General features: G+C 69.2%; 13 protein-coding genes. 6 read left to right on the top strand and 7 right to left on the bottom strand.

Annotated elements, in window-relative coordinates:
* Positions 1-161: 161 nt before the first annotated feature.
* The gene (locus ABD255_RS13155; protein WP_344213406.1) at positions 162-1,652 is read left to right on the top strand and encodes an AAA family ATPase; all 1,491 of its coding nucleotides are present in this window, start codon (positions 162-164) and stop codon (positions 1,650-1,652) included.
* A gap of 69 nt (positions 1,653-1,721) precedes the next feature.
* Here the strand turns inward: ABD255_RS13155 and ABD255_RS13150 are convergent, their stop codons facing one another.
* From ABD255_RS13150 to ABD255_RS13140, 3 genes are read right to left on the bottom strand one after another with little or no spacing between them, the layout of a single operon-like run.
* A complete protein-coding gene (locus ABD255_RS13150) occupies positions 1,722-2,525 on the bottom strand; it encodes an ABC transporter permease (protein WP_344213404.1) in 804 nt (267 codons plus the stop codon).
* A complete protein-coding gene (locus tag ABD255_RS13145) occupies positions 2,522-3,175 on the bottom strand; it encodes a DedA family protein (protein ID WP_344213402.1) in 654 nt (217 codons plus the stop codon). The genes ABD255_RS13150 and ABD255_RS13145 overlap by 4 nt, the downstream gene beginning before the upstream one ends.
* Positions 3,172-4,125, bottom strand: a complete 954-nt coding sequence (locus ABD255_RS13140) for an ABC transporter ATP-binding protein (protein WP_344213400.1) — start codon at positions 4,123-4,125, stop codon at positions 3,172-3,174. The genes ABD255_RS13145 and ABD255_RS13140 overlap by 4 nt, the downstream gene beginning before the upstream one ends.
* Positions 4,126-4,341: 216 nt before the next feature.
* On the opposite strand from ABD255_RS13140, the gene thrS reads away from it, so the two are divergent.
* Both thrS and ABD255_RS13130 read left to right on the top strand, forming a co-directional pair.
* Complete coding sequence (gene thrS, locus ABD255_RS13135; protein ID WP_344213399.1) at positions 4,342-6,366, top strand: threonine--tRNA ligase; 2,025 nt, start codon at positions 4,342-4,344, stop codon at positions 6,364-6,366.
* A complete protein-coding gene (locus tag ABD255_RS13130) occupies positions 6,363-6,953 on the top strand; it encodes an HIT family protein (protein WP_344213397.1) in 591 nt (196 codons plus the stop codon). The genes thrS and ABD255_RS13130 overlap by 4 nt, the downstream gene beginning before the upstream one ends.
* Here the strand turns inward: ABD255_RS13130 and ABD255_RS13125 are convergent.
* Both ABD255_RS13125 and ABD255_RS13120 read right to left on the bottom strand, forming a co-directional pair.
* The gene (locus ABD255_RS13125; RefSeq protein WP_344213395.1) at positions 6,950-7,552 is read right to left on the bottom strand and encodes a hypothetical protein; all 603 of its coding nucleotides are present in this window, start codon (positions 7,550-7,552) and stop codon (positions 6,950-6,952) included. The genes ABD255_RS13130 and ABD255_RS13125 overlap by 4 nt on opposite strands.
* 25 nt (positions 7,553-7,577) lie before the next feature.
* Positions 7,578-8,498: a hypothetical protein gene (locus ABD255_RS13120; protein WP_344213393.1), complete on the bottom strand. Its 921-nt coding sequence runs from the start codon at positions 8,496-8,498 to the stop codon at positions 7,578-7,580.
* A gap of 395 nt (positions 8,499-8,893) precedes the next feature.
* Here ABD255_RS13120 and pgsA point away from each other — a divergent pair, with 395 nt between their 5' ends.
* Genes pgsA through ABD255_RS13105 form a run of 3 tightly spaced genes read left to right on the top strand, consistent with a single transcriptional unit; the run spans position 8,894 to position 11,586 of the window.
* Positions 8,894-9,613, top strand: a complete 720-nt coding sequence (gene pgsA, locus ABD255_RS13115) for a phosphatidylinositol phosphate synthase (RefSeq protein WP_344213391.1) — start codon at positions 8,894-8,896, stop codon at positions 9,611-9,613.
* Positions 9,614-9,616: 3 nt separating this feature from the next.
* Positions 9,617-10,483: a phosphatidylinositol mannoside acyltransferase gene (locus ABD255_RS13110; protein WP_344213389.1), complete on the top strand. Its 867-nt coding sequence runs from the start codon at positions 9,617-9,619 to the stop codon at positions 10,481-10,483.
* Entirely contained in the window at positions 10,483-11,586 is a 1,104-nt protein-coding gene (locus ABD255_RS13105; protein ID WP_344213387.1) for a glycosyltransferase family 4 protein, read from the top strand. Before ABD255_RS13110 ends, ABD255_RS13105 begins: the two co-directional genes overlap by 1 nt.
* Here ABD255_RS13105 and ABD255_RS13100 read toward each other — a convergent pair.
* On the bottom strand, positions 11,583-11,816 hold the full coding sequence (locus ABD255_RS13100) for an anti-sigma factor family protein (RefSeq protein ID WP_344213385.1): 234 nt from the start codon (positions 11,814-11,816) through the stop codon (positions 11,583-11,585). The two genes, ABD255_RS13105 and ABD255_RS13100, sit on opposite strands and share 4 nt — an antisense overlap.
* Positions 11,813-12,442 carry an RNA polymerase sigma factor gene (locus ABD255_RS13095; protein WP_344213383.1) on the bottom strand — a complete coding sequence of 210 codons (630 nt, stop codon included), beginning with the start codon at positions 12,440-12,442 and terminating at the stop codon, positions 11,813-11,815. Before ABD255_RS13095 ends, ABD255_RS13100 begins: the two co-directional genes overlap by 4 nt.
* Positions 12,443-12,492: the final 50 nt, after the last annotated feature.

Raw genomic sequence — 12,492 nt, 5'->3', positions numbered from 1 at the left:
GGTAGCCGGGTGGTACGGCGACGCTCCGGCGGGTGACATCGCGTGGACACCGGGTCATGGGATAGTGGACCTTTCCCGGGTGGACCATGCCTGGGACGTTCCAGCAAACCCCAGGGGAGCGGCAGCCCCGCCCCCTCTCACAGAATCGGGGGATCCAGGTCGTGACCGACTCGCACAACTCCGGACAGCACAAGGACCGGGAAGCGGCGGCGGCCGAGGTCCGGAGGATGTGGCAGCCGACCCCGTCCTGGACGCAGCCGGATCCCAATCCCGCGCCCGCTCCGCCCCCCAGCCCGCCCGCCCAGAAGCCGCCGCGCAGCAGCCAGGCCACTCCCGACCCGGACGAGGTCGAGGAGCCGGCTGCCGAGGAAGACAAGCACGACGCGCTGTCGGACTCCTGGTCGCAGCCTGCCGCGCCGGCCCCGGCCGCCGACCCGTGGACCAAGCCGGCGGCTCACGAGCCCGCCGGTGACTCGTGGAGCAAGGCAGCCGCTCACGAGCCCGCGGGTGACTCGTGGAGCAAGGCAGCCGCGCACGAGCCTGCAGGTGACTCGTGGAGCAAGGCAGCGGCGCACGAGCCCGCCCAGGACCCGTGGACCCAGCCGGCCGCGCAGGAGCACGCCGCGCACGAGCCGCAGGCGTCAGGGTTGTCCCCGGCCGCCCAGCACTTCTTCCCGCAGGGCATCCCCGGCCAGCACCCGCCGCAGCCCGACCGTCAGGTCTCGTACCGGTCCGACGAGCTGTTGCAGGCGCTTCCGTTGCCCAGGGAGGCTCCGGCCGAGAAGGGCGTTCGCAGCGTGCTGCGGCTTCGCCCCGGCACGAACGAGCGGCTCGAGCGGATCGCTCGCGCGACCGCGGCGACCGCGTTCCGCCGGCCGGTGACGATCACCATCGCCAACCCGAAGGGCGGCTCGGGCAAGACGCCGACCACGCTGCTGCTCGCCGGCGCACTCGGCCAGGCCCGTGGTGGCGGTGTGGTGGCCTGGGACAACAACGAGTTGCGCGGCAACATGCACCTGCGCACCCACGACACCAACAGCCGTTCCACCGTGACGGATCTGCTGCAGGCGATGCAGATGCTGACCCAGCCGGACGCGCGGCTCGGTGACGTCGGCGCCTACCTGCGGCACCAGGTGTCGGGCCAGTACGACGTGCTCACGTCCGCGACCACGACGTACGCGCAGATCGAGGCCAAGGACTTCGACCAGATCCACCGGCTGCTGAGCCGCTTCTACAAGGTGCTGGTGATCGACACCGGCAACAACGAGGGCTCCAGCAACTGGCGCGAGGCGATGAAGGCGTCCGACGTGCTGGTGATCCCGATCAAGTGGAAGAGCCTGTCCTGCGCCGCCGCCGTACAGATGCTGGAGGAGCTGGACCACCAGGGCCCCGACGCCCAGCGGCTGATCCGCCGCGCGGTGATTGCGGTCAGCAACGGACCCGGCGACGTGAACAAGGAGGTCGAGAAGCAACTCCGCCCGTACTTCGAGTCGCGCGCGGCCGCCGTCGTCGACATCCCGACCGATCCGCACATCGCCGCCGAGGGCCCGCTGGACCACTCCGCCCTGCAGCCGTCGACCCGGCGGGCCGCGCTGGAACTGGCCGCCAAGGTCGCCGAGCAGATCACCATCGCGCTGAACGTTCCGCGCTGACGAACAGCAACCCGCGAGGTGATGGCCATTCCGGCCGTCACCCCGCGGGTTTGTCGTGCTGCGCGAGCTTCAGGCGTCTCTGCGTTGGAGGATCTTGAGGCCGGCGAACAGGCCACCGGCGGCCCACAGCAGCAGGATGAAGAAGCCGGCGGTGGGGGAGAGCGGGTCCGTGGCCCCGGACAGGAATTTCTGGCCGGCGCCGCCCGGGAGGAGCGCCGCGAGCCAGATGAAGGCGCGCAGGCTGCTCTGGGCGAGCATCATCGGGACCACGAGGAGCAGCAGGAACGCCGCGGTGAGCGTGCCCGCGGTACTTCTGATCAGGAAGGCGATCCCGGCCGTGAAGAGCCCGGCCAGCGTCAGGTACGCCGCGATCGAGACCAGGTCCACCATGAGTGTCACGAAATCCCAGTCAGCCCATTCGCCCATCGCGAGACCACCGGCGACTGCCGCGATCACGCCCAGCAGCAGGCCGTAGGCGAACAACACCGGCGCGAGAACAGCGGCCTTGCCGAGCACCACGTTCCGCCGTACGGGCGTCCACTGGAGCGTGGAGCGGATGCTTCCAGTCGCGTACTCCGAGGTCACGGGAAGCATCGCGAAGGCCGCGACCACGACCTGCACGACGACCACCGCGCTCACGCCGACGCCACCCACCGCAGCCTTCTCCGCAACCTCGCCAGGCGCTGGATGGGTGTTGTCGTAGGCCGTCGAGAAGCCGAACTGGATACCGAGCAGCCCGGTCAGCACCACTCCGCCGAGGATGTTCAGCCAACTCGACCGGACCGACCACAGCTTGGTCCACTCCGACTCGATCGTGTCTGCCAGCCCTGACCAGGTCGACCTCTGCTGGACCGTGATGGTTGCCGTGCTCATCGCTCTCCTGCTTTCGACAGTGCGGACTCAGGCTCGACCTGAGGTTCAGGCAGATGGCGCTTGCGGCGCTGGTGCCGGACGAGCTCGACGATCAACGTCACCGTGAGGGCGAGACCGATCCCGAGCACGACGCCCTTCAGCGGGTTGTCCTCGAACGCCTTGCCGCCGATGTAGCCGACGAGCGTGCAGTAGAGCCCCCAACTGGCGGCCGCGAGTCCGGCGAACAGGGAGAAGTTGCGAGCCGGGTAGCGGACGGCTCCCATCGTCAGCGTCACCGCCGTCCGCCCGCCGGGCACGTACCGCGCCACCACCAGGACGAGTCCACCGCGTTCGGCGAGAGCGGTGCGGGCCCAGACGCTCATCTTGTGCCGCTTCGTCCCCGGCTCGAGGCGGTCCAGCAGCCGTCCGCCCGCGCCGCGGCCGAGGTAGTACGAGACGTGGTCCCCGACGAACGCGCCGAGCGCGGCGATCGCGATCACGCCGTACAGGTTGGGCTCGCCGGTCGCGGCGAACACCCCGGCCGTGATGACGAGGGTCTCGCTCGGGATCGCCGGGAAGAACCCGTCCAGCGCGGCGAAGCCGAAGAGCGCGGTGTAGATCCACCAGGAGGACATCAGCTCCTCGGTGAAGTGCAGGATCGCGTCCGTCATGAGGCCACCGCCACGCCGTACTGGACGCTGTCGGCGGTGAGCTCCATGTACGCCTCCTCGAGGGACGCGCGCTCCGTGTGCAGCTCATGCAGCCGTACTCCGAGCTCGTATGCCAGGTCTCCGACCCGCTCGGCCGGTACTCCGGTCACGATCAGCTGGTCGCCTACCTGACCGGGGTGGTGGGGTTGGGTCAGCAATGGCACCGACTGGACCTGCTCTGCCTCGCCTACCAACCGATCACGCAGTACTGCGAGGTGGTGGTGGTCGGGGATCCGGACCCGGACGGTGGTGCGGGACGAACCCGCGATCACCTCGGCGATCGGGGCGTCCGCGATCAGCCGGCCGCGACCGATCACCACCAGTTGGTCCGCGGTCAGCTGCATCTCGCTCATCAGGTGGCTCGACACGAACACCGTCCGGCCTTCCGCCGCCAGCGAGCGCATCAGCTGACGGACCCAGCGGACGCCGTCGGGGTCGAGACCGTTCACCGGCTCGTCGAACATCAGCACCTCGGGATCGCCGAGCAGCGCGCCGGCGATGCCGAGCCGCTGGCCCATGCCCAGGGAGAACTCCCCGGCCCGCTTCTGCCGGACCGAGTCGAGGCCGACGATCGAGAGCACCTCGTCCACGCGGCTGGTGGCGATGCCGTTGCTGCGGGCCATCGCGATCAGGTGGTTGCGGGCGGTCCTTCTCGGGTGCAGAGCCTTGGCGTCGAGAAGGGCTCCGACCTTGGCGAGCGGGACCGGCCAGTCGGCGTACGGGCGGCCGTCGACCAGGGCGCTGCCTTCGGTGGGGGTGTCCAGGCCGAGGATCATCCGCATCGTGGTGGACTTGCCGGCTCCGTTCGGGCCGAGGAAGCCGGTCACCCGGCCGGGGGAGACGGTGAGGTCCAGCGCGTCCACGGCGCGGGTCTCGCCGTAACGCTTGCTGAGTGCTTGGAGGGTGATCACACGGAGCCCTTCGATTCGGAGTGTGACTACGAACCTAGGAATCCGGGACCCCTGCGCACATCCGTCCTTGGGTGGCACCTACCCCTGACTTTCGTCAGGTCGGCGTCCCCCTCAGGGGTGGCCTGTGGATGGGCCGCGTCGGCGCGCCGCCGGACTCGATACCATCTGCGGTGTGACGGGCCGCGCACGGCGGACCGGGGTACTCGAGGAGTGAACGTGCCGGAAGTCAAGGTCCATCTGATCGGCGTCGAGGGCGAGGCTGAGCGGAGCGTGACCGAGACGACGACCGTCGGGGAGCTGTTCGCCGAGATCTTCGGCCAGGACCGCTCCGCCATCGCCGCCATGGTCAACGGGGAGCTGCGCGACCTGGCCCGGGTGGTCGCCGACGGCGACGAGATCGAGCCGGTCAAGGCCGGGTCCGACGAGGGGCTGGCGATCATCCGGCACTCGACCGCGCACGTGCTCGCGCAGGCGGTCCAGGAGCTGTTCCCCGACGCCAAGCTGGGCATCGGCCCGCCGGTCGAGAACGGCTTCTACTACGACTTCGACGTCGAGACTCCGTTCACGCCGGAGGACCTGACCAAGCTCGAGAAGAAGATGCAGCAGATCATCAAGGAGCGGCAGCGGTTCAGCCGCCGGGTGGTCTCGGACGACGACGCCCGCACCGAGCTGGCCTCCGAGCCGTACAAGCTCGAGCTGATCGGCATCAAGGGGTCCGCCTCGGCGGATGCGGCCGAGGGCGCGTCCGTGGAGGTCGGCGCCGGCGAGCTGACGATCTACGACAACATCCGGCGCGACGACAGCGTGGCGTGGAAGGACCTCTGCCGTGGTCCGCACGTCCCGGCGACCGGGTATCTGGGCAACTTCAAGCTGATGCGCGTCGCCGCGGCGTACTGGCGGGGGAGCGAGAAGAATCCGCAGCTGCAGCGGATCTACGGCACCGCCTGGGACACCCGGGACGCGATGAAGGCGTACCTGACCCGGCTGGAGGAGGCCGCCAAGCGCGACCACCGCAAGCTCGGCACCGAGCTGGACCTGTTCAGCTTCCCCGACGAGATCGGCTCCGGCCTGGCGGTCTTCCACCCCAAGGGCGGCGTGCTCCGCAAGGTGATGGAGGACTACTCGCGGCAGCGGCATGTGGAGGACGGCTACGAGTTCGTCTACACGCCGCACATCACCAAGGCGCAGCTGTTCGAGACCTCGGGCCACCTGGACTGGTACGCCGACGGCATGTACCCGCCCATGCACCTGGACGAGGAGCGCGGGCCGGACGGCGAGGTCCGCAAGCAGGGCCAGGATTACTACCTGAAGCCGATGAACTGCCCGATGCACAACCTGATCTTCGACGCGCGCGGCCGGTCGTACCGGGAGCTGCCGCTGCGGTTGTTCGAGTTCGGCACCGTGTACCGGCTGGAGAAGTCCGGCGTCATCCACGGGATGACCCGAGCCCGCGGCTTCACCCAGGACGACGCGCACATCTACTGCACCCGCGAGCAGATGCGCGACGAGCTCCGCGACCTGCTGAACTTCGTGCTCGGCCTGCTCGCCGACTACGGCCTGGACGACTTCTACCTCGAGCTCTCCACCAAGAACCCGGAGAAGTTCGTCGGCTCGGACGAGGTCTGGGAGGAGGCGACCGAGACGCTGCGCGAGGTCGCCGAGGGCTCCGGGCTGGAGCTGGTCCCGGATCCGGGCGGCGCCGCGTTCTACGGCCCGAAGATCTCCGTCCAGGCCCGCGACGCGATCGGCCGGACCTGGCAGATGTCGACGATCCAGCTGGACTTCAACCTGCCGGAGCGGTTCGAGTTGGAGTACACGGCCTCCGACGGCTCCCGGCAGCGCCCGGTGATGATCCACCGCGCCCTGTTCGGCTCGATCGAGCGGTTCGTCGCGGTCCTGACCGAGCACTACGCCGGCGTCTTCCCGCCGTGGCTCGCGCCGGTCCAGGTGATCGGCATCCCGATCACCGACGGCCACGTCGACTACCTGTACGAGGTGGCCGCGCAGCTCAAGGCGCAGGGCATCCGGATCGAGGTCGACCACTCCGACGACCGGATGCAGAAGAAGATCCGCAACGCCCAGAAGGCCAAGGTGCCCTACATGCTGATCGCGGGCGACGAGGACATGGCGGCCGGCTCGGTCTCCTTCCGCTACCGCGACGGCACCCAGAAGAACGGCATCCCGATCGCCGACGCCATCGCCGAGATCGTCGAGTCGGTCGCGAAACGAATTCAGGTATGACTGATCTCCCCGGTGGTGATTCCTCCGGTTCGGCGTACGAGCCGGAGGAGGTGGTTCGGCAGGACGGGATCGGGGCGCCGGACCCGTTCATGCGGCTGTGGACGCCGCACCGGATGGCCTACATCGCCGGGGAGAACAAGCCGACCACGACCGAAGCAGGAAGCGGCTGCCCGTTCTGCCGGATCCCGTTGCTGTCGGACGTGGACGGCCTGATCGTGCAGCGGGGGGACGCGGCGTACGCAGTACTGAATCTGTATCCGTACAACCCCGGTCATCTGATGGTGGTCCCGTACCGGCACATCGCCGACTACACCGAGCTGACACCGGAAGAGGTGGTCGAGGTGGCCACCCTCACCCAGCAGGCGATGCAGGCCATCCGGATCGTCTCGGCCGCCCACGGCTTCAACATCGGCATGAACCAGGGCGACATTGCCGGCGCCGGCATAGCCGCCCACCTCCACCAACACGTAGTCCCCCGCTGGGAGGGCGACGCCAACTTCATGCCGGTCATAGGCCAGACAAAGGTCCTCCCTCAGCTCCTGACCGACACCCGAGCCTTACTAGCCAAGTCCTGGCCCACCACTTAGTTGACTGCTGAGCGGCGGGGCTTCTGAGCCGTTCGGTTCCAGACCTCGTGCCAGTTGGCGGTTGCCTGCTTTTGCAGGTCGCCGGAGAGTTTCGCCGTCGGGCCTCGGGGATCGACTCCACACGCCGTGCAGAGCATGTCGACCGGACGGGCAGTCCCGCACACCGCGCAGAGTGGTTGCGGCTGGAGGTTGTTCATGTTGGCGTCGACCAGGCGATGCAGCACGGTGACGAGTCGCTCGTCCGGATGCCGTTGGGGGTCGGGGCAATACGCCAGACTCGTTGCGCTCAGCCACTGATCGGTGCGGGCTGGTTGCCTCTGGCCATCAGCCTTCTCGATCCGGCGCCGCCGGGCGTACGTCGTCCGCAGCAGCAACCAGTGCCGCCGGGCCTCCTCCAACTCGTCGATTGCCCGGGTCAAGGACTCCGGATCCTCCGACAACTCCGCCGGCACCCCGGCGCGAACGGTGAGATGGTGCCAAGTGGCGCGAAACCCGTACAGCGGAAAGTGCAGCGAGCACTCCCGAAGCGCCCAGAATCGCGCGACAGGGTCGGCGCTACTGTCACGCACTCGTCTCGCGGCGGCAGGGAAACTGCTCACGGTCCGCAATCTAGCGTGCCGGGCCCTATCTTATGAAGAGCGGCATCAAAGGCTCGACGATCTCGAGCAGCGCTTCCATCGTGATCTCCCGCGGCGGGTTCGTCAGTCCCGTCACCCGGACCACCCGGCGGCCCTTGCGGAAGACGAGTTCGCCCTGGTCAGGCAGGTAGTACCCGGGCTGCCCGATCGGCGCAAGCCGCGGCGGGGGAGTTTGCTTGGCCTCCGGGATGGTGTCGGTATGGAACGACTCCACGATCGAGACGGTCGCGTCGAAGGTTCCCCAGATGCAGGTCAGCGCCCCGTTCACCCGGTAGTCGCGCCGCAGTTGGACCAGTACTCCGACGAACCGCTCCGCGGCCGAGGTCGACAACTGGCAGGCCGCATCCGACTGCCGCCCGGGCCGCACCATCGCCGGTACTACGTCGCGCACCGCCCGGGCGATCGCGACCGCCTTCGCGCGATCGATCCCGCCCGGATAGCCGCCGTTGATCCCTCCGGCGGGGGTGATCTTGACGGCTCGGTCTCGCACCGCGAACACCACCCGCGAGGCGCCGATTCGTGCTTCCGGTCCGAGTTCGGGTACCAGTTCGAGCGTTCCGGCGCCGGCCGCCAGGCGGCTGAGCGAATCCGGCTGGATCGGCAGTGCGCTCACCCCGACCACGACCGGCCGTCCCTCGAGCAGCAACGTGCACAGATCGAGCGCGGGCAGCCCGCCGTCATTCCACGCGTTGGGATTAGCCGTCACCTTCACCCCGAGTTGCTTGGTCAGCGTGGAGGTCACCGCGGTACAGACGTGAGGGCCGGGTGCGCCGGCTGTTCCATCGAGACCCTCGGCCTGTGGTGGCACGACCACGTTGGGCAGCACCGCGGGCGGCGGCGTCGGCCTAGGTCGAGCCTCATCCGCCTTCCGAGCCACCGAACACCCCGCCACCAACGCGAACCCCACCAACCCCACCACCACCCACGAACCGCCACCACGTACTAACCGTCCGAACCGAGAACAGGCGGGGCATGGGTAGGGACGACGACACCGTCGGAGGGCGCCGCTCACCCAGCGGGCCAGCCGGAGGACGGGGCGCACCCACGGGGTCAGTCGGAGGGCGCGCACCCAGCGGCCCGTTCGGTCGGTGATGGGCGGTGCTTGGTGACTGCCGGCGGTCTGCGAGGTCGCTGAAATGGGCGTGCTGGTGCCCTCGGTGGGGTGCCCGGGTTCGGCCATCTGGACCTCCCGTCGGCGGTTGGGGGGTGAGGCCCATGGTGCGGTACCGGCGGGGGGTGGGGGAAGGCTTGTGGGTGGCGAGTCACCGGGTGGGGACCCGGCTGGTTTACGATCGCGTCGCCATGCTTAACAGATTCCGGCAGTTCTGGACCAAGGTGATCTCGCCGATCGCCAACCTCCTGCTCAAGCTCGGTGTGAGCGCCGATGCCGTCACCCTGGTCGGCACCATCGGCGTCTGCGCCGGTGCGCTGATCTTCTTCCCGCGCGGCCACATCTGGCTGGGCACGGTCGTGATCACGTGTTTCGTCTTCTCCGACCTGATCGACGGCTACATGGCCCGCACCTCGGGCACGTCGTCGAAGTGGGGCTCCTACCTGGACTCCACCCTGGACCGGCTCGGCGACGGCGCGATCTTCGGCGGCCTCGTCCTGTACTACGCCGGCAGCGCGGGTGACACGCCGTGGATGGCGGCGGTCACCCTGTGGGCGCTGGTGATGGGCGCGACCACCTCGTACGCGCGGGCGAAGGCGGAGAGCCTCGGCCTGCAGGCGAGCGGCGGTCTGGCGGAGCGGTCGGACCGGCTGGTCTCCGTGCTGGTGATCGGCTTCTTCTCCGACGTGCTCAACCTCCCGATCCTGCTGGAGATCGTCCTCTGCCTGCTGGCGGTCGCGAGCACCATCACGGTCGTCCAGCGCACCCTGTCGGTCCGCAAGCAGGTCCTCGCCGACCCAGCCAACGCCGGCCTCGGCACCCCCGGTACTCCGCCGCCTGCCTCGCCCGCGCCTGGTAAGCCGGCCGCGAATGAGCAGGATGGCAACGACGCGCCACCTGCTACCTCCTGAGTCGTGGAGGGATTGCGGCAGCGGGGGATTGATCTGGCGTTCGCGGTGGCCTGGGGGTTGGTGCGGAGGCTGCCTGAGCGGGTGGTTACCGCGGTGTTCCACCGGGTGGCTGACTTCGTCGTACGGCGGGACGGGCGTGGGGTGCAGCGGCTGAGGTCCAACCTCGCCGTGGTTCGGCCGTCGGCAACCGCGGCCGAGCTCGATGCGTTGACGCGGGCCGGGATGCGGTCGTATCTGCGGTACTGGCAGGAGGCCTTCCGGCTGCCCGAGTGGGACGACGCTCGCATCGTCGGCCGGGTTCGCACCGTGAACGAGAAAGTACTGCGCGACGCCCACGCCGCCGGCAAGGGTGTGATCTGCGCACTCCCGCACCTCGCGAACTACGACCACGCGGGCGCCTGGGCGGGCCGGACCGGTATGCCGGTCTCGACGGTCGCCGAGCGACTCCGGCCCGAGTCTCTTTTCGACCGATTCGTCGCCTACCGTGCGAAACTCGGGATGGAGGTGCTTCCACTCACCGGAAGCGACGAGCACGTGTTCGGAGTACTGGCGGAACGTCTTCGGGCGGGCGGATTCGTCTGCCTGGTCGCGGACCGGGACCTGTCGGAGCGAGGCGTGCCAGTGGAGTTCTTCGACCGGCAGACGCGGATGCCGGCCGGTCCCGCGGCGCTCAGCGTGCGGACCGGCGCCCCGCTGATCCCGGCCACGCTGCACTACGACGGCCCCGACCTGGTGATCACCTTCCACGACCCGATCGACAAGACCGGTGGACCCGCCCGGATGACCCAGCGCTGCGCTGACGCGTTCGCCGAAGGCATCGCCGCGCACCCGCAGGACTGGCACATGTTGCAGCGAATCTTCCTGGACTGATGAAGATCGGCCTGGTCTGCCCGTACTCGCTCGGTACGCCGGGCGGGGTGCAGAACCACGTCCGCGATCTCGCCGAGGCGTTGCTTGCCCGCGGCCACGAGGTGTCCGTGCTCGCCCCCGTCGACCACGACCAGGCCCCGCCGTACGTCGTCTCGGCCGGTCACGCGGTCGGGGTGCCGTACAACGGGTCGATCGCCCGGGTCAGCTTCGGCCCGCGGACCGCCGCCCGGGTGCGGAACTGGCTCGCCGACGGGCACTTCGACGTCGTGCACGTGCACGAGCCGACCACCCCGAGCGCGTCGATCATCGCGCTCTGGGCCGGCGACGGGCCGTACGTCGCGACCTTCCACACCTGGCAGGTCCGGTCCCGGGCGATGAGTGCCGCGGCGGGTCTGCTGCGCCCCGCGCTGGAGAAGATCGACGCGCGGATCGCGGTGTCGGAAAACGCCCGGTCGATGATGGTCCAGCACATCGGCGGCGAGGCGGTGGTGATCCCGAACGGTCTCTACACGAGCCGGTTCGCCGGCCGGGTCCGCCCGGAGTGGCAGGGGACCGACGGCACGATCAGCTTCCTCGGCCGGATGGACGAGCACCGGAAGGGGCTGGGCGTCCTCCTGGCGGCGGTGCCGCGCCTGGTGGACGAGCGGCCTGGGCTGCAAGTGCTCGTGGCCGGAACCGGGCAGGCGGACGAGGCTCGCCGCTCGCTACCCGCGTCGTGCCGGGACAACGTGCTCTTCCTCGGCGCGATCGACGATGTGGCCCGGGCGGACATGCTGGCCGGCTCGGACGTCTACATCGCGCCGCATCTGGGCGGTGAGAGCTTCGGGATCGTGCTGCTCGAAGCGATGGCAGCCGGTGCGCCCGTGCTGGCGAGCGACCTGGCCGCGTTCCGGCAGGTGCTGGACGGCGGACGGCTGGGGGAGTTGTTCGAGCCCGGCAACGCCGAGTCGCTGGCGGCGCGGGCTTCGAGACTGCTCGGCTCGCCTGATGAGCGGGACAAACTGCGCGAGGCCGGGCTGAGCGCAGTACAGAGGTATGACTGGGAGGCTCTGGTGGGCGAGATCCTCGCCGTCTACGAGTTGGTCGCGCGGAGAGAGCCCTAAGGGCGGGAACGGAACGCGTTCAGGAGGTTGGCACGGGCGGCGGGGGAGATGCCCTCGGCCGGGAGGTCGCGGAGCGCCTGGGTGGTCTGGCGGATCTGGTCGAGGTAGCGGTCGCAGCCGTCGCAGAGCGCGAGGTGCTCGATGAACCGCTGTTCCGCGTCGGCGCCGAGGTCGCCTTCGAGGAAGGTGGTCACCTGCTCGACGAACTGCCGGCAGTCGAGATCGTTCACGAGGACACCTCCTGGGTGTAATACTCCTCCAGTTTGCCGCGGACGAAAGCTCGGGCGCGGTGCAGCAGGACCCGCTGGTTCGCGGCGGAGATCTCGAGCAGCTCGCAGACCTCCTCGGACGCGTAGCCCTCGACGTCGCGCAGCGTGATCACCACCCGCTGCCGATCAGGCAGCTCAGCGAGCGCGGCCGACAACATCTCCCGTACTTCGGCGCCGAGCAGCCCTTGCTCCGGAGTCGGCCAGGCCGGCGGGAACTCCCACCAGTGCCCCGGAAACGGAACCCCGGCCGGCCGGAACCGCGCCGGATCCACGGTCGGCCCGTTGTCCTCGGCGCTGCTCAGCGGAACGACCTTCTTTTCCCGAGTGCCGCGCCGCTTGGCCGTGTTGGTGAGGATCCGGTAGGTCCAGGTCTTCAAAGACGACCTGCACTCGAACCGCCCGATCCCCTCGATCACCGCGAGCCAAGTCTCCTGGACAACCTCCGCCGCGGACTCCTCCGTGGACACGAACGACCGAGCCAGCCGCAACATCCCGCCCGACCAGCTGTCCAGCACCAGGGCGAACGCGTCCTCGTCCCCGTCCTGCAGCCGGGCGACCAGTTCCTGGTCCGGTGGGAAGCCCTCCATCGGCTCAGAGTAATCACCGCCTGTACGACGAATCGGCATCAGCAAGCAGC

It is taken from the genome of Kribbella sancticallisti, assembly GCF_039530625.1.
GTDB lineage: Bacteria > Actinomycetota > Actinomycetes > Propionibacteriales > Kribbellaceae > Kribbella > Kribbella sancticallisti.
The sequence above is the reverse complement of the archived record's forward strand: the minus strand, read 5'-3'. Positions and strand labels throughout refer to the sequence as shown.